General features: G+C 44.2%; 11 protein-coding genes. 8 read left to right on the plus strand and 3 right to left on the minus strand.

Features of this window, described 5'->3' with window-relative positions; genetic code table 11:
* Positions 1-123: 123 nt before the first annotated feature.
* Complete coding sequence (locus tag F0249_RS08505; protein ID WP_017051880.1) at positions 124-657, minus strand: RNA methyltransferase; 534 nt, start codon at positions 655-657, stop codon at positions 124-126.
* Positions 658-1,002: 345 nt separating this feature from the next.
* Here F0249_RS08505 and F0249_RS08510 point away from each other — a divergent pair, with 345 nt between their 5' ends.
* From F0249_RS08510 to F0249_RS08525, 4 genes are all read left to right on the plus strand, one after another.
* Entirely contained in the window at positions 1,003-1,251 is a 249-nt protein-coding gene (locus F0249_RS08510; RefSeq protein ID WP_029203287.1) for a YgjV family protein, read from the plus strand.
* A gap of 228 nt (positions 1,252-1,479) precedes the next feature.
* Positions 1,480-2,406: a LysR family transcriptional regulator gene (locus tag F0249_RS08515; RefSeq protein WP_171756390.1), complete on the plus strand. Its 927-nt coding sequence runs from the start codon at positions 1,480-1,482 to the stop codon at positions 2,404-2,406.
* 192 nt (positions 2,407-2,598) lie between these two features.
* The gene (locus F0249_RS08520) at positions 2,599-3,708 is read left to right on the plus strand and encodes an NAD/NADP-dependent octopine/nopaline dehydrogenase family protein (protein WP_171756391.1); all 1,110 of its coding nucleotides are present in this window, start codon (positions 2,599-2,601) and stop codon (positions 3,706-3,708) included.
* Positions 3,709-3,735: 27 nt separating this feature from the next.
* The gene (locus F0249_RS08525; RefSeq protein WP_171756392.1) at positions 3,736-5,145 is read left to right on the plus strand and encodes a YfcC family protein; all 1,410 of its coding nucleotides are present in this window, start codon (positions 3,736-3,738) and stop codon (positions 5,143-5,145) included.
* Positions 5,146-5,375: 230 nt separating this feature from the next.
* Here F0249_RS08525 and glpK read toward each other — a convergent pair whose 3' ends face one another.
* Both glpK and F0249_RS08535 read right to left on the minus strand, forming a co-directional pair.
* The gene (gene glpK / locus F0249_RS08530; RefSeq protein WP_171756393.1) at positions 5,376-6,890 is read right to left on the minus strand and encodes a glycerol kinase GlpK; all 1,515 of its coding nucleotides are present in this window, start codon (positions 6,888-6,890) and stop codon (positions 5,376-5,378) included.
* Positions 6,891-7,003: 113 nt separating this feature from the next.
* The gene (locus tag F0249_RS08535; RefSeq protein WP_017051886.1) at positions 7,004-7,858 is read right to left on the minus strand and encodes an MIP/aquaporin family protein; all 855 of its coding nucleotides are present in this window, start codon (positions 7,856-7,858) and stop codon (positions 7,004-7,006) included.
* A 527-nt stretch (positions 7,859-8,385) separates the two neighbouring features.
* Here F0249_RS08535 and glpA point away from each other — a divergent pair.
* The 4 genes from glpA to fdhF all read left to right on the plus strand — a co-directional run bounded on the left by glpA (position 8,386) and on the right by fdhF (position 17,413).
* Positions 8,386-10,095, plus strand: coding sequence for an anaerobic glycerol-3-phosphate dehydrogenase subunit A (gene glpA, locus F0249_RS08540; RefSeq protein WP_171756394.1), 1,710 nt, complete (start codon positions 8,386-8,388; stop codon positions 10,093-10,095).
* On the plus strand, positions 10,082-11,527 hold the full coding sequence (glpB, locus tag F0249_RS08545; RefSeq protein ID WP_171756395.1) for a glycerol-3-phosphate dehydrogenase subunit GlpB: 1,446 nt from the start codon (positions 10,082-10,084) through the stop codon (positions 11,525-11,527). The genes glpA and glpB overlap by 14 nt, the downstream gene beginning before the upstream one ends.
* Positions 11,524-12,753, plus strand: coding sequence for an anaerobic glycerol-3-phosphate dehydrogenase subunit GlpC (gene glpC, locus F0249_RS08550; RefSeq protein WP_113797894.1), 1,230 nt, complete (start codon positions 11,524-11,526; stop codon positions 12,751-12,753). The genes glpB and glpC overlap by 4 nt, the downstream gene beginning before the upstream one ends.
* A gap of 463 nt (positions 12,754-13,216) precedes the next feature.
* Positions 13,217-17,413 carry a formate dehydrogenase subunit alpha gene (fdhF, locus tag F0249_RS08555; protein ID WP_171756396.1) on the plus strand — a complete coding sequence of 1,399 codons (4,197 nt, stop codon included), beginning with the start codon at positions 13,217-13,219 and terminating at the stop codon, positions 17,411-17,413.
* Positions 17,414-17,763 lie beyond the last annotated feature (350 nt).

The raw sequence follows: 17,763 nt of genomic DNA on the forward strand, positions 1-17,763 counted from the left end.
TTAATACGTTCAAACGCATGATTTACTTTGGCCAACAAAAAAGCCGCCCCATCAATTTATCAATAAATAGAACGACTTAATTTTATTCACTAACAAAAAACTTCTTAATCCAGTATTGAACGTTTAGGCTTCTATTTGTGCTTCGGTTTTTTGTTTCACTTGAAGATGATTACGGTTATCACGACTTTTACGGATTAACTCATCCCCTTTCTCTATGTTGACCGACTTTGCTAGGCGATCATAAAGAAGAACATTGACGGTTGCCGCGAGGTTCATGCAACCGACCGTTGGGACATAAACAACGTGATCTGCGCGATCCGCTACATCTTGCGTGATTGAACCATCTTCTGGGCCAAATATGTAGATAGCTTTCTCTGGATGCTGGAACTCAGGCAGAGAAACCGCACCTTCTGCCAGCTCTACGCACACCACTTTGACATCTTCAGCAAGATCATCAAGCAACGATTCCACACCGGTGAGTGGTATTTTACGCGCGACACTTTTGGTATCCGTTTGGAATTTTGCCGCTTTGGCATAGCGTTGGCCTGTATACAGCACATTATCAACTTGATAGCACCCAGCGGCACGCATTACTGCCCCAACATTGGATGGGCTTTTAGGGTTGCTCAACCCAATTGTAACTTGAGTCTCTTTCATTGAAGTTCTCATTCAGAATAATACGTTCGTCTTGGGCATTAACACGCCATGACAGTATGAAACGCGGCATTTTACCAAAGCAAAGATAGGAGAGAAAGGAAAACAAATGGGCTAACCACCAACAAAAATGGTAATAATATTTTTGTAAATAGAAATTAATCGTTTGCGTAATCGCTAACTATCTCCTAACCCAAAATTGGGGCTTTCATCACACATTTACCCTTGTTATAGTTCGCCATAGTTAAATATAACCAGTCCAATCGAGGCACGGAGCTTCCTCACTTATCTCAAGAAGAGAAGAATTGGTACCGACACAACATCGGCAAACATTAAGAGAGAAAAACAATGGAATTTAATATGGTTGAAATCCTAGGTTACGCAGCATCGATCATGGTTGCTATTTCACTAACAATGAAAGACATCGTTCGTCTACGCGTACTTAACTTCGTTGGTTGTGGTCTATTCACAGCATACGGCCTAATGATTGACTCATTCCCTGTTGTACTAACAAATGGCTTCATCGCTTGCGTTAACGTATATTTCTTAATGAAAATGCAGCAAGAAAAAAAAACACTAGCAACTGATAACGCTTAAGTTTTTAAAGACCTAGTTTTTAAAGATCAAGCTTTTAAAGACCTAGTTTTTAGACCCGAATTTTTAAAAAGCCCTAATAATCATATTGTTAGGGCTTTTTTGTATTAAAAAAACGCGACATTAATTCAAAGTGGCTATCTATGATTTTTCATTTCAAACTGCTTTAGTTATCAAAGACTTTTAATAACTAAATTGCTAATGTGACTTTTTTCCTCAAGATCGACGTGTATGAAACTTTCTCAACTCAACGCTTTTCAAGCCATTGTCGAATGCAAAACGATCACAGCGGCAGCTGAACGCCTCAACTTAAGTCAACCTGCGGTAAGTCGCCTACTCTCTTCTCTTGAATCTCGTCTTGGGTTTGTCCTATTTAGTCGGAAACGTAACAGCCTTACGCTCAGCGATGAAGGCGCCGCTTTCTACTTAGAAGTATCCAAAGTATTTGAAGCCATGAATGGTTTAGATAATGCAGCACAATCCATCCGCAATCGACATTTTGGTTCGTTAAACATCGCAGCGATGCCTTTGCTTTCCAATGCTTTTCTTCCTCGGATTTTAGCCACATTTCTAAAACAGAACCAACAGGTTAAAGTAGGATTCAAAACTTATCGTTCTGAAGACGTTTTGCGCCATGTTCAGAGCCAAACCACAGATATTGGTTTCGCTTTCATTGATAAACCATTAGCTGGTATCACTGCGCAGCGTGTCTCTTGTGAATGCGTCTGCTTGCTTCCTGCAGAGTCACCACTGGCAGAGAAGAGCTATATCGAAATTCGAGATATTGCTGATCAAGTGCTCATCCGTTACGAAAAAGATCACATTCAAAGACAAATAGACACGCTATTACGCCGTAATGACCTCACGATTATTGAGCAAGTCGAAGTCTCTTTAGCTTCTACCGCGGCAGCTTTAGTTCGAGAAGGTGTTGGCATAACCATCACCGATCCGCTCACCGCTCATATGGCAAGCGAGCATCCCGATGTCGTCATGCGCCCTCTCACATTTAGCCTACCCTTCGAATTCGACATCCTTTATCCCGCTTTAAAGCCGATTCATCGCCATGCGGAACGCTTCATCGAAGAATTCTTACTGCTTGCGGACTCAATGAATATCTATCTAAAAATAGGTCCCACCCGTGACTTAATGGATGGCTAACTGGATAAGTCACATAATGGCACTCAAAGAATAATGTCTAAACCTCTATTATTTGAAATATAAATCAACAACTTAAATCCAACCCTTCGGTCAGTATACTTTTTTTGCATACTGACCTCAGCCTTCGGCAATGTTCATTCCAGTCGTTCCTTTTTATGGTGTTTATCAACTTAATCACATAAAGGAATGAACATGACTTCTCATGTATCCATCATCGGTTCCGGTAACGCTGGCCTCACTGCTGCTTATCATTTTTCTCTTCATGGCGCCAAAGTGTGTCTATATGGCGCTCAAGGTTTTGATCAACCTTTAACCGATATTGAGCAGCGTGGCGGCATCGAAGCCCTCGCCGAATTTAATGCTGTGCCTCTCGATTTTTCAGGTTTCCAAACGATCGATCAGGTCACAAGAGAGCTGAAAGATGCCATCGACTATTCTGATTTGTTGATTCTACCGGTTCCATCGTTTGCTCAAGAGCCGCTGTTCATCGCGATGCTGCCTCATCTACGTGACGGACAAACCATTATGCTGATGCCTGGTAACTATGGCTCCCTGGTGCTTAATCAAATTAAAGAATCTCATGGTTATAAAGACCTCGATATTACCTTTGTCGATGCCATCTCTATCCCTTGGGCAACCCGTATTGTAGGCCCGGCTCAATTGGCTATCTTAGGCATGAAAGAGTTTCTTCCGGTGGCGGCATTTCCGGCAAATAAAACCGAGGCTGCCATTGAGCGAATGCAGAAAGTGATGCCGCTTCCCCTGACTCCACTTTCGAATGTGATTAGCGCAGGATTAGAAAACATCAACTTCGGCGGGCATCCACTGCTTACCACCCTCAATATGGGTCTGCTCGAAAACTTTGATGGCCAATTTAATTATTACAAAGATTGTTGCTCTGTCTCTACGGCAAAAGCGGCAGCAGTAATGGAAAAAGAGCGCCAAGCGGTAGGTAAAGCACTGAATCTCAATCTTAAACCTGAGCTTGATGCAATGAACGAATTGTATGCGATGCAATGTGAAACGGTTTACGAAATTAATCGCACTTCCGAAACCCACGGCAAACTTAACAGTGCGCCAAATTCTGCGAGTAATCGCTACATCACCGAAGATGCCGCTTACTTACTCGTCCCCTGTTTCGAATTAGGAAAGTTAACGGGCATCCCAACCCCACTGGTGAATGCTTGCCTACACATCGATAACGCGTATAACGACACCAACTATTTTCAGGATGGACGAACTCTGGAAAAGATGGGGCTTGCTGGCATGTCTGTCACCGAGATCATGAACTTTGTCGCGTAATAATAAAAATACGAAGAGGATTTTCAAATGAAGACAATGAAGTTTCCATCGGCCTATACCATCTTGATGCTACTCACCGTCGTCATGGCCGCCCTTACTTGGTTGATCCCTGCGGGTCAATACCAAATGGAGACCAATGAAGCGCTAGGTAGAATGGTGCCCCTTGTGGGCTCCTACCATACTGTAGAAGCGAACCCACAAGGGATCGTCGACATACTCATGGCGCCCATTCAAGGGTTCTACGATCCGAATGATTACGTCGCTCGCGCTGTAGATGTGGCTCTATTTGTTCTGGTGATTGGCGGGTACTTAGCGGTTGTGACCAATACGGGGGCCATTGATGCTGGTATAGCAGGAACAATGAGCAAATTAGGTGGCAAAGAGAAGTGGATGATCCCAATTTTAATGGGTCTATTCGCTCTTGGTGGCACCGTTTATGGTATGGCAGAAGAGACAATTCCGTTCTACGCCCTGCTTATCCCCGTTATGATCGCCGCGGGTTATGACAGTATTGTTGGTGTCGCCATTATCATGGTCGGTGCAGGCATAGGTTGTTTAGGCTCAACCATCAACCCTTTCGCAACAGTGATCGCGTCTAACGCTGCTGAAGTCAACTTTATGGATGGTATTGGGCTAAGACTAGCGATTCTAGTGTTAGGCTGGCTTGTTTGCGTCATTTACGTGATGCGTTATGCCGAGAAAGTCAAACGCGACCCTTCACTCTCTATTGTAGCAAGCCAAAAAGAAGCGAATGAAAAGCACTTCTTGCACGGTAAAACTCAAGCTGTGCCTGAGCTGAACGCCACTAGAAAGATTGTTTTAGCCATTTTTGCATTAACCTTCGCCGTAATGATGTGGGGCGTATCTATTGCAGGTTGGTGGATGGCAGAATTATCCGCTCTATTCATTGGTTCTAGTATTGTTGTCGGTTTAATTGCTCGAATGCCAGAAGCCGATATCACCAATAGCTTTGTGGATGGTGCCCGTGATTTGCTCGGTGTCGCATTAATTATCGCTATCGCTCGCGGGTTAGTGGTCGTCATGGATAACGGTAATATCACTCACACCATTCTTAATTATGCAGAAGGGTTATTAGCAGGCTTACCGCAGATCACTTTCATCAACGCCATCTACTGGGTTGAAGCGGTGTTATGTTTAGTCGTACCTTCTTCATCAGGCTTAGCCGTACTCTCTATGCCTGTACTGGCACCATTAGCCGATTTTGCTGGCGTTGGTCGTGAGCTTGTTGTTACGGCATTCCAATCAGCTTCAGGTTTACCAAATCTTGTTACGCCGACATCAGGTGTGGTAATGGGTGGTTTAGCCATTGGTCGAATTGGCTACTCTTCATGGCTTAAGTTCATTGGCCCACTGATTGGCGTGCTAACTATCATGATCATGGTCCTACTTAGCTTGGGTGTCGTGATAGGGGCATAATCGGATTATTGTCCAAACAGCCCAAGTATTAATAACGTCAAGATCACAAGGCTAGACATGCACCGTCATTTCTAGCCTTTTCTCTTTAGAACGAATATTAAGGCATTCTTTACTTTCGGGTTTCAGCGTTCAAATTCTCAAACAAAAAAACCGCATCATCTATCGGATCATAGACAATACGGTTTTAGCTTAGAGTGAGTTGCTTTGCACTTAAATTAGCGCATCAACCTTTAATCTTCGTCGTGCATTTCAGCCCATGTTTGAGCACAACGCACCGCTCGTTTCCAACCTTTATAGCGACGAGCACGCTTCTCTTCGTCTTCATGAGGCGTAAAGCTGCGATCAAGAATGGCCTTATCGCTCAGTTCATCCACACTATCCCAGAAACCTACCGCTAAGCCAGCAAGGTAAGCCGCACCAAGCGCTGTCACTTCGGTGACTTCAGGGCGATGAACTTCAGTATCCAGCACATCAGATTGGAACTGCATTAAGAAGTTATTTGCCACGGCACCGCCATCAACGCGAAGCGCTGAAAGTTTAATGCCGGAATCAGCTTGCATTGCATCCAAAACATCGCGAGTTTGGTAAGCAATCCCTTCCAATGTTGCACGAATAATATGGTTAGAGTTCGCACCACGAGTTAAACCAACGATAGTGCCACGTGCATAAGCATCCCAATACGGTGCGCCTAGACCAGTAAATGCAGGCACCACATAAACACCATTTGATGAGTCTACTTTTGTTGCAAAATATTCAGAATCTTTTGCGTCCGCTAGTAACTTCATTTCATCTCGTAGCCACTGAATTGAAGCGCCACCCATGAACACGGCACCTTCAAGTGCGTATGCAGGCTCACCTTTAGGGCCACAAGCTAAAGTGGTAAGCAGACCATTTTTAGACGTTACTTTTTCTTGCCCGGTATTCATCAACAAGAAACAACCTGTGCCATAAGTGTTTTTCGCTTGTCCTGCTTCAACACACATTTGACCGTACAATGCCGCTTGTTGGTCACCCGCGATACCCGCAATTGGGATACGAGTCCCGCCTTTACCACCAATGTTCGTTTTGCCATACACTTCAGAAGAACGCTTCACTTCAGGCATCATAGAAAGAGGGATATTCATCTCTTTCAGAAGTTTTTCATCCCAGCAAAGGTCATTGATGTTGAACAGCATAGTACGAGAAGCATTGGTGTAATCAGTTACATGCACGCGTCCTTGTGTCATTTTCCAAACTAACCAAGTATCGACCGTACCAAATAACAACTTGCCCGCTTCTGCATCTTCACGCGCACCTTCAACATTATCTAGAATCCATTTTACTTTTGTACCAGAGAAATACGGGTCTAAAACTAACCCCGTGTTTTCGCGGACATACTCTTCTAACCCGCGAGATTTCAACTCTTCACAAATAGACGCAGTACGACGACATTGCCAAACAATCGCGTTATAAACTGGCTTGCCTGTTTCTTTGTTCCAAACAATGGTGGTTTCACGTTGGTTCGTAATACCAATCGCGGCCACTTCATCACTGCGAATACCGGACTTGCCTAACACTTCAACTAGGGTCGAACTTTGCGTAGCATAGATTTCTAGAGGATCATGTTCTACCCAACCCGCTTGAGGATAAATTTGGGTGAATTCACGCTGAGAGACACTCACAATATTGGCATCGTGATCCAGAATAACAGCGCGAGAGCTAGTAGTGCCTTGGTCTAGGGCTACAATATACTTTTGCTCAGTCATGGTAATTTCCTTTTTGTTTCTTCTATTCATTATTATATGTAGGGAGACGATTTGTTTCACGAAAGACAAGTTTATGGACACTCACTTTACGTAAATCACAAAACAATCTTAAATTAAACTCGTGCTTCTTCTGCTTGTTCTTCCGTATCGCACTGATTTGGAATGGTACAACCTTGGCCAGTTACTGGTAGATACGCGCCAATCGCTTTTGGATATAGCCAACCACCAAAACATGCACCCGCAATCGGAGCAAGAATTGGAACAATAAAGTAAGGAATATCTTTCGCACCCGTTAGCGCATGATCCCATCCAGCAAAGAAAGCGAATAGTTTTGGACCAAAGTCACGAGCAGGGTTCATTGCAAAACCAGTCAGTGGACCTAAAGAGCCACCAATCACAGCAATCAACACACCAATTAATAGAGGATTCATTGCACCACGCGGTGCGCCATTATTTTCGTCACCTAGAGCCAAAATTGCGAACATTAATACGGCGGTAATTACGAATTCAACTGCAAAAGCGCCAAAGAAAGAGAGGGAGGCATTTGGATAAGTAGAGAATATTCCGGCTGTTGCTAACGCTTCTTCGCTACTACGAGCAAAGTTGTGCGCAATTTCGTAATCAACAAATAAGTTGCTGTATAAGCTATAGACCAACGCAGCAGAACAAAATGCGCCTGCCATTTGTGCCATGATATATGGAACCACTTTAGATTTGTCGAAACCATGGAAGGCCGCCAATGCAATAGTCACTGCCGGATTGATATGTGCACCTGATACACCTGCGGTACAGTAGATAGCAATTGCAACACCAAAACCCCAAACGATGCTGACTTCCCATTGACCAAATTCAGCCCCTGTCAGTACTAGCGCTGCCACGCAACCCACACCAAAAAAGATTAACAATCCGGTGCCGATAAACTCGGCTATGCACTCTCCTAAGAGAGTGTGTTGTTTGTTTTGTGTCATGATAAATGTCCTTGTCCGTTTTATAGTAAATGTGCGCCCAGTGCACGGAGAACATTGTGCACATAAAAACGAACACGAACATAAGCAACCAACAAAAATGAGCATTCGAGCACAAAATTTTAACAAATATGACTTATTTTTGTTAAATGACGCATTCTTTATATTAGAGTTTTAACTCCATAAAGAGCATTTTTCAAATTATAATTTATGCACTCAGTTTTCCATATTGAAATTTATAGAAACCAACAAAGCTAATGTTTTCATGGCCTGTAGACCTATTTACAGTTGTGTAAACAAAATGAATTAACAAGTAACCACATACAAAACAAGTGTTTATAGATCGAATTAAAACGCATCAGATCAAATTCACGATCAAAATTACCTGATTCATTCAATTATTTTACATTTACGCCACGTTCAACCACGCCACAAAATGCTCAAACGAACATTTGTGAGCCAACTCTCGAACATTAACTTCCAAAAATGACACACTATTCGTAAGTTAATTATTTGATGCAGGGCTTTATATGACCACTACGACACGCTTTGAAACTGATGTCGTCATTATTGGCGGGGGTGCAACAGGAACCGGCATAATGCGAGATTGTGCTTTACGCGGTATTCCATGCATCCTCTTGGAAAAAGATGACATCGCCTCAGGAACCACAGGTCGAAATCACGGCCTGCTTCATTCAGGTGCGCGTTATGCGGTTACTGATCCTGAATCAGCTAGAGAGTGTATCCAAGAAAATCAGAACCTTAAGCGAATTGCGAAACATTGCGTCGAAGACACAAGTGGTCTTTTTATTACACTCCCAGAAGATGAATTATCCTTTCAATCACAGTTCATCTCTTCTTGTAACCACGCAGGGATTGAGACCGAACAACTGACACGCAAACAGGCTCTCGCCCTTGAACCTAACGTTAACCCTGATCTAATCGGCGCAGTCAAAGTACCTGATGGAACGCTCGATCCTTTTCGTTTATGTGCGTCAAATGTTCTAGATGCCAAAGAACATGGTGCTCGATTGTTCACTCATACAACGGTTACTTCGCTGATTCGTGAGGGCGATACGGTACTAGGAGTGCGCTGCCTCAACCTGCGCAATAATCATCAATTTGAGATCATCGCATGTGAGGTGATCAATGCTGCTGGGATCTGGGGACAAAATATCTGCGAGTATGCGGAACTCAATATCAAAATGTTCCCTGCAAAAGGGTCACTCTTGATCTTGGATTACCGAATCAACAATCTTGTCATCAACCGCTGCCGTAAACCTTCTGATGCCGACATTTTAGTGCCTGGCGATACCATCTCACTTATCGGCACCACATCTGAACATATCGACTATGACCAAATCGACGATCTCCATGTCACCAATAAAGAGGTCGATATTCTATTAGAAGAAGGCGCAAAACTGGCTCCAATCATGGCAAACACTCGCGTGCTAAGAGCCTATGCTGGTGTTCGTCCACTTGTGGCCGTTGATGATGATGGAAGTGGTCGCAATATTAGTCGAGGTATCGTTCTCCTAGACCATGCCGAGCGCGATGGGTTGAATGGCCTAACAACAATCACCGGCGGTAAGTTGATGACTTATCGACTCATGGCAGAACACGCTACTGATCTGATTGCTCATAAACTGGATAACTCTGCGCCTTGTACTACTCACCTGCGCCCTCTTCCAGGCTCAAATGAAACGCCAAAACAGAAGAAACACACGGCAAGTCTGGCTAAACCTGTATATGAATCGGCAATTTATCGTCACGGAGAGCGCGCAGAAGCTTTCTTGTCGGATGATAAAAAAAGCCAAGCCGTCATTTGTGAATGCGAAATGGTCACCGCTGGCGAAATTGAATACGCGATTAAAAACCTTGATGTTCACAATCTTGTAGATCTAAGGCGCAGAACCCGTCTAGGGATGGGCCCATGCCAAGGTGAACTATGTACCTATCGTGCCGCAAGCCTATTTGAAGAATACGGCAATGCATCGGGTACTGAATCTAGCCAACTGCTTAAACACTTTTTAGAAGAGAGATGGAAAGGGATCAAACCGATTTTTTGGGGCGATGCCCTTAGAGAAGCGGAATTCAGCTACTGGATTTATGAAGGCTTGTTTGGCACTGGCGATATTCCACCAGCGGTTCAACCACAAACAGAAGAAAATAAGAACACCGAGGTTAATCAAGACGAGATCAGCCTAAATAAATTAGGAGAAATGTATGATTCAATTTGATGTGGCGATTATTGGCGGTGGCGTTGCAGGCTATACGGCTGGATTACGTTGTTTAGAAGCTGGCCTGAAAACAGTACTGGTTAGCCAAGGTCAAAGTGCCATGCATTTTTCATCAGGCTCCATTGATCTGCTTGGTCAAACCCCCGATCACCAAGCCGTTCAATTCCCATTAAATGCAATTAGGCAATTTCCACAGAACTTTCCGCTTCATCCTTACGCGAAGTTAGGTGCAGCGAAGGTTGAGAATGCACTCAATTGGTACCAACACAAGTTAACGCAACTTGGTTTACCTTTGCATCAACAAGCCAATGGTGAAAATCACTTTCGCATTACCCCTATGGGAACATTGAAAGCAACGTGGATGTCGCAACCTTTTGTACACCAAGTGACGACACAAGCGTCGAGCCTTGCATTCAAAAAGATAATGATGGTCTCCATTGAAGGCTTCCGCGATTTTCAACCACAGATTGCCGTCGACAATTTAGCAAAAGATCCGATGTTCAAAGGGATCGAAGTCTCTAGCTTGAATGTCTCTATCAACGCATTCAAAACCATGGAGCGTAACCCGCATGAACTTCGCTCTATCGACCTGTCTAGAGTGTTGAAAGATGAAAGTGAATTCAATGCGTTTGCCGATCAACTGATGACTCACGCAAGTCAAGATGACTTAGTTGTATTACCTGCCATTTTGGGTAACGGTGACGGTTTGGCCTTGATGACGAAACTCAAAGCCAGAACAGGACTCAATTTCCATGAAGTTCCCACCATGCCGCCATCACTACTAGGGATTCGCGTCGAAGAGACCATGAGCCAAGCTTTCATCCGTTTAGGCGGCACTCTTTTAAAAGGTGATTATGCGATTGGTGGAGAAATAAATGAGACCGAGAATGGCACTGAGTTGTCCATTTTAAACACTAAAAACCTGTCTGATTTACCTCTTAAAGCGGAACACTACATTCTTGCTTCTGGTAGTTTCTTCAGCAAAGGTTTAATCGCCGGGCATCAGGAGATAAGCGAGCCCGTATTTAACCTAGATGTTTGCCACGCAGGGCTTCGTGAAACTTGGCGTGAACACGATTTCTTCACCGATAAACGCCACTTATTCATGAGCTTTGGTGTTGAGACCGATCAACATTTCCGCCCTTCTATTGCAGGCAAAACGCTGAATAACGTTTACTGCGCAGGGGCCATTTTGGCTCACTACAATCCTGTCGTAGAAGGAAGTGGCAGTGGCGTTGCGATCAGTACCGCCCACTCCATCAGTGAAGCGATCATTCAGTCATACGACCATAGTTCTATAACAGATAACAGCTCTGTAACAGATAATAGATCTAAAACAGATAACAGCTTTAAAACTGATGAGCCTGCACAGTACAAATCAGAACAGCCATCACCACAAAACGAACAAACAACAGATGAGGTGTGTTTATGAGCCAAGCCTTCATAGAAAACGCGTCTAAAGACACCAGCTTCGATCAATGCATTAAATGTACAGTATGTACGGTTTACTGCCCTGTTGCGAAAGCAAACCCTGATTTCCCGGGCCCAAAACAGTGCGGTCCAGATGGCGAACGCCTACGAATTAAGAGTGCCGACTATTACGATGACGTACTCAAGTATTGCACCAACTGCAAACGCTGTGAGACTGCCTGCCCGTCTGGCGTTAAAATTGGCGATATTATCGCGGTTGCGAGAGGAAAATACGAAAAAAGAAAACTTAACCCAAAAACGGTTAGAGATTTTGTGCTCAGCCATACCGATCTTTTTGGCTCCATAGCGACCCCTGTCGCGCCTATTGTTAATGCGGCAACGTCGATCAATATCGTCAAGAAAGTCATGCACAAAACCATTGGCGTACACGATCACAAATCGCTCCCGAAATATTCTCATGGTACGTTCCGTCGTTGGTTTAAGCAGAACTGCACGAGCCAACCGCTTTACCCAAGACAAGTCAGTTACTTTCATGGCTGTTTCGTCAATTATAACCATCCTCAGCTTGGAAAAGATTTCATTAAAGTCATGAACGCGATGAGCATTGGTGTACGACTGCTTGATAAAGAGAAATGTTGCGGCGTACCTCTGATTGCCAACGGTTTTCATGATAAAGCGCGAAAAAATGCGCTACTCAATGTTGAGAATATGGAAAAAGTGGTTGAGACCTACCAAACTGAAATCCTCTCTACGTCTTCAACTTGCTCTTTTACACTCCAAACCGAGTACCCGCATGTGCTTGGTGTAGACAACAGTAAGGTTGCACAAAAAATCCAGTACGTCACACGCTTCCTTCTGAAAGAGTTCATGAGTGGTAACGCGCCAAAAATGAAGCCCATAAATAAACGTATTGTCTATCATACTCCATGTCACTTAGAGCGCAGCGGTGGCGTGATTTTTACCACTGAACTGCTCAAAATGATTCCAGGATTAGAAGTTATTATTCTTGATAGCGAATGTTGTGGGCTAGCCGGAACTTATGGATTCAAAGAGGAAAACTACGACACTTCAATGAAGATTGGCTCTCATTTGTTTGAGAAGATCAAATCATCAGAAGCGGACTATGCGATCACTGACTGCGAAACCTGTAAATGGCAGATAGAAGAGAATACTCAACTCGAAACAATTCACCCAATTAGTTTATTAGCCATGGCGTTAGCCGAGTAACCAAATAACTGAATTAGCAACATCTCAAAATACCGAAGCAAGAAGCATCCTTAGCGCGGCCATGGTTCATCAGTCATCCACGGCCGCCCTCTCTTATCTCTTATCTCTTATCTCTTACCATAATTAGGCTTAATTCTTCTCCTCTTCTACTGACTTATCTCACTATTTTCATAGAGCTTTTAGTCTATTTTAGAGTCCATATCGCAACTATTCTTATTTCTATCAATAAGACGGTTTAATACGACAAATATGCAAAATTAACCCTAGACAGAGTGCGGATTATGAGGGTAATGTCACACGCATTTCACCCTCATTTTATTATGGTTAATAGGGAATAGCTCCTATGTAGGTCTACTACGAGCTAATAGCATTGAACGCAACATGCCAGAATAAATATAAAGCTTTGAAAGTAATCGAGAATTACTCATTCGAGGCACATCCGCATTCAATAAGCGAGGAACGTATGGTTCAAATAGTTATCGATGGTAAACATAGAATTGCCGAACAAGGGCAAACTTTACTCGAAGCAGCCAAAGTCTGTGGTGTCGACATTCCATCTTTATGCGGACTCAATAAAACAGCGGATAAAGTGCCCTGCGATCTTTGTGTCGTAGAAGTGGAAAGTGGCGGAACAAAACGTTCATGTGAGATTGAAGTCTATAATGGGCTCAATGTAATTACTCAATCTAAGGCTCTGAGCGCTCACCGAAAGAAAGCGCTAAACCGTATCATGACGGATCACTATGCAGATTGCGAAGCACCCTGTAAAACCGCCTGCCCTGCGGGTGTCGATATTCAATCATACCTATTCCATATCGCACAAAACGATCACCAAAAAGCAATCGAGGTCATCAAACGCACTCTTCCTATGCCTCTCTCAATTGGCCGCGTTTGTCCTGCTTTTTGTGAAACCGAATGTCGTCGAGGTTTGGTGGATGATTCCATCGCAATTCGACAACTTAAGCGACATGCCGCAGATGCCGATTTAGCCGCCCAAGAGAGCTATACACCACCGAAGAAAGCCGACAAAAATAAACGTGTGGCTATTGTGGGTAGTGGCCCTGGCGGATTAACCACGGGCTATTTTCTATCAAATGAAGGTTATTCAGTCACTGTATTTGAATCCATGCCTCAAGCGGGTGGTTGGCTGCGTTATGGCATTCCAGAATACCGCTTACCTAAAAGCATTCTCGACAAAGAGATAGAATTAATGTGCCGCAATGGAATGGTGATTGAGTGCAACAAAAAACTTGGTGTTGATTTTACCTTATCAAGTTTGAGTGAAGATTATGATGCCGTTTGTCTCGCGGTTGGTGCATCTCAAGCGGTAGAGATGAATTACACCGGAAGCGAACTTGATGGTTGTTATCTTGGTGTTGACTACCTAAAAGATTATGTAACTGAACAAACTTATACTACGGGTAAAAAAGTCGCCATTATTGGAGGTGGTAATACTGCAATTGACTGCGCAAGAACGGCAGTACGTGATGGCGCAGACACTACACTAATCTACCGTCGAACTCGCGATGAAATGCCTGCTGAAGATTACGAAATTGAAGAAGCAGAACATGAAGGGGTGAAATTTCACTTTTTAACCAACCCCGTCGAAAACATGAGCGACGACAATGGCCGTGTCAAAGAAGTTCGATTAGAGCGCATGAAGCTTGGTCCAGCAGACGCATCTGGCAGACGCAGTCCAAAACCGACAGGTGAATTTTTCACAGAAGCTTTTGATACGGTGGTTGCGGCAGTATCACAAAAGCCAGACCTGAGCTTTATGGATAACGAATCACTCGAAATTCCATTAACTCGCTGGAATACGGCGGACGCGAATCCGGAAACTATGCATAGCGGAACGGGCAACATATTCAGTATTGGTGATTTTCGTCGCGGCCCAGCCACCGCAGTCGAAGCCGTTGGTGATGGACGTATCGCAGCCGAAGCCATGGATCGCTTCTTCAATGGCGACATGGAAAATATCCCTGTTACTCCATTTAATTCACGTAAAGAGAAGAAGCTTAAGCAAATAGATCCGATGCAATTTGAGAATCTACAAAAAGTCGCGCGTAAAATCATGCCGGAGCTCACCGCAGAACAGCGCGCACAGAGTTTTGATGAAGTAGAAACTGGCTTTGATAATGCTGATGCGATCGCTGAAGCAGCACGATGCTTGGAGTGTGGTTGCCAAGCCAATACTGATTGTGACCTTCGTGATTACTCGACCGAATATGGCGCAGTACAAACTTTCGACCATGCTATCGACATTCAATCGAACGACTACTGGCAAGAGAATCGCTGCAAAGAATCGCGTCAAAAATTCGAAGTCGATAGCAGTTCAGAATTTGTGATTTTCGATGCAAACCGCTGCATCAGTTGTGGTCAATGTGTACAAGCATGTCGAGATCAATCGGTGCACGGCATTCTAAGCTTTATGACCAATAAAGACGGAACGCCCGCTTCTCGTCCTGAATGTCGTCCAAACTTTGGGGCAAATAAAACCTTAATGGGCGATTCTAACTGTGTTCAGTGTGGCGCTTGCATTCAAGCTTGCCCAACAGGCGCAATGACCGATGCTCGCGATCGTTCTCAAGGCCGAACCGAAACATTGAAAGCGGTTGACACGATCTGCACTTATTGTGGTGTTGGCTGTAAGCTCACCATGTATGTGGACGAGCAACGCAATAAAATTCAGTATGTTGAAGGAGCAAACTCTCCAGTAAACGAAGGCATGTTGTGTGTTAAAGGACGCTTTGGCTTCGACTTTATCGCCGATAACAACCGCTTAACCACACCGCTCATCAGAAAAGATGGCTGGTTACAGCCTGCGAGTTGGGATGAAGCAATTACACTCGTCGCAGAGAAATTCAGTGCCATCAAAAATGGATTTGGTGGTAATGCCCTAGCGGGCTTCTCATCTGCCAAAACAACCAACGAAGATAACTATGCCTTCCAAAAGTTCATTCGTCGTGAGCTTGGAACGAACAATGTGGACCACTGTGCTCGGTTGTGTCACGCCTCAACCGTAACTGGCCTCGAAGCCTCGCTAGGAAGTGGCGCAATGACCAATGATATTCCAAGTATTAAACACTCGGATGTCATTTTCATCATTGGTTCAGATACCACTGCCGCTCACCCTATCATCGGGTCGCACATTAAACAGGCAGTGCGTCACCATGGAGCGCGATTGATCGTTGCAGATCCAAAACGTATTGATATTTCAGACCACGCGGAATTGTATCTAGCACACCGCCCCGGTACTGATGTGATGCTGATTAACGGGGTCATGCAGCAAATTATCAAACACGGTTGGTACGACCAAGAGTACATTGAAGATCGCGTCGATGGTTTTGATACCTTGCTGCAAGAGGTCATGTCACCTAGCTACGCTCTGGATAAAGTAGAGCTAGTAACAGGCGTTAAGGCAGACGATATTTTCGCAATGGCTCGTTTAATTGGTACTGCGGAACGCACCGCAGTTTACTACTCAATGGGGATCACTCAACATACAACAGGACACGATAACGTTCGTTCTATCGCTAACTTACAACTTCTTTGCGGTAATATCGGAATTGAAGGCGGTGGTATTAACCCATTACGCGGTCAGTCGAATGTTCAAGGTGCTTGTGACATGGGGGCTTTACCGAATAACTATCCGGGCTATCAGAAAGTATATAACCCATTAGTTCGCCAAAAATTTGCAATGGAATGGAACGCTCCAAACCTTCCTATCGAGTCTGGCTTAACCTTAACTGAAATTATTGACGCCGCATGTAAGCGTGAAGTGCGCGGCATGTACGTGATGGGTGAAAACCCTGTGTTGAGTGACCCTAACCAAGCACACGTTATTGAGGGATTAGAAGCGTTAGATTTCTTGGTGGTACAAGATATTTTCTTAACTGAAACCGCTCAGTATGCGGATGTGGTTCTACCTTCTTGCTCTTTTGCAGAAAAAGGCGGTCACTTTACCAATACCGAACGTCGAGTTCAGCGTATTAATCCTGCCGTAAAACCACCTGGCGAAGCAAAAGAGGACTGGGTGATCATCCAATCTATTGCTAATGCTATGGGCGGCGAATGGAATTACCAACACGTTTCAGATATTACAGACGAGATTGCCCGCGTAACACCACAATATGGCGGATTACGCTGGGAGAACATCACCATTGATGGGATCCAATGGCCGAGTAACAAAAACAACCCTGAAGGCACTCGTATTATGCACCAAACTCAGTTTACTCGTGGGCGGGGTCAAATGGAGGCAATTCCGTTCAGGTATGCCGCTGAATTACCTGATGATGAGTACCCTCTTGTGCTTACAACAGGTCGCGTACTGGAACAGTTCCATACCGGCACGATGACTCGTAAAACAAAAGGCTTGAACAACCTAGCAGGTCCACGAGCGATGATCAGTGTTGCTGATGCAGAAGCGCTTGGAATCAAGAACGGCCAACCACTTAGAGTATCGACTCGACGAGGTTCTATCGAAATAGATGCTTTTGTGACAAAACGAATGCAAAAAGGGGTGGTGTTTATTCCATTCCACTTTGTTGAGTCTCCTGTAAATAGACTTACAACCACTGCAACGGATCCTCACGCTAAGATCCCTGAGTTTAAAGTTGCAGCAGTGAAAGTCGAAGTGTTGGAGATGCAGCCACACTAAATTTTCCGAATTCATTACATAAGCGACACCTCAAAGCCCAGCATCTGTTGGGCTTTTTCTTTTATGTCTTTTTATTAGACAAACTTTGCTTGTAAAATAGTCGCAAGATCGGTTTTTAACCAATTGAATCAAAACAATAAAATTTATTATTGACTCTTATCCAGAATACGTTAAAGTACGCCTCGTCTTCAGGGAGTTGTCCCAGACAAAAGAATTTACGAAAATTGGAAACGTCTTTCGAGACAATGGTGCCGATTATCGCAATCAAGAATTGCGTGCCCTGGTGGTGGAATTGGTAGACACAAGGGATTTAAAATCCCTCGGCGTTCGCGCTGTGCCGGTTCAAGTCC

The sequence above is a fragment of the Vibrio sp. 03-59-1 genome, assembly GCF_013114135.1.
Classification (GTDB): domain Bacteria; phylum Pseudomonadota; class Gammaproteobacteria; order Enterobacterales; family Vibrionaceae; genus Vibrio; species Vibrio cortegadensis.

Bases quoted from the DNA above. Each gene is read 5' to 3' on its own strand.
- F0249_RS08535 (WP_017051886.1), bottom strand. From the start codon at position 7,858: ATGACACAAAACAAACAACACACTCTCTTAGGAGAGTGCATAGCCGAG.
- F0249_RS08505 (WP_017051880.1), bottom strand. From the start codon at position 657: ATGAAAGAGACTCAAGTTACAATTGGGTTGAGCAACCCTAAAAGCCCA.
- glpC (WP_113797894.1), top strand. From the start codon at position 11,524: ATGAGCCAAGCCTTCATAGAAAACGCGTCTAAAGACACCAGCTTCGAT.
- F0249_RS08510 (WP_029203287.1), top strand. From the start codon at position 1,003: ATGGAATTTAATATGGTTGAAATCCTAGGTTACGCAGCATCGATCATG.
- glpA (WP_171756394.1), top strand. From the start codon at position 8,386: ATGACCACTACGACACGCTTTGAAACTGATGTCGTCATTATTGGCGGG.
- F0249_RS08520 (WP_171756391.1), top strand. From the start codon at position 2,599: ATGACTTCTCATGTATCCATCATCGGTTCCGGTAACGCTGGCCTCACT.
- F0249_RS08515 (WP_171756390.1), top strand. From the start codon at position 1,480: ATGAAACTTTCTCAACTCAACGCTTTTCAAGCCATTGTCGAATGCAAA.
- fdhF (WP_171756396.1), top strand. From the start codon at position 13,217: ATGGTTCAAATAGTTATCGATGGTAAACATAGAATTGCCGAACAAGGG.
- glpB (WP_171756395.1), top strand. From the start codon at position 10,082: ATGATTCAATTTGATGTGGCGATTATTGGCGGTGGCGTTGCAGGCTAT.
- glpK (WP_171756393.1), bottom strand. From the start codon at position 6,890: ATGACTGAGCAAAAGTATATTGTAGCCCTAGACCAAGGCACTACTAGC.
- F0249_RS08525 (WP_171756392.1), top strand. From the start codon at position 3,736: ATGAAGACAATGAAGTTTCCATCGGCCTATACCATCTTGATGCTACTC.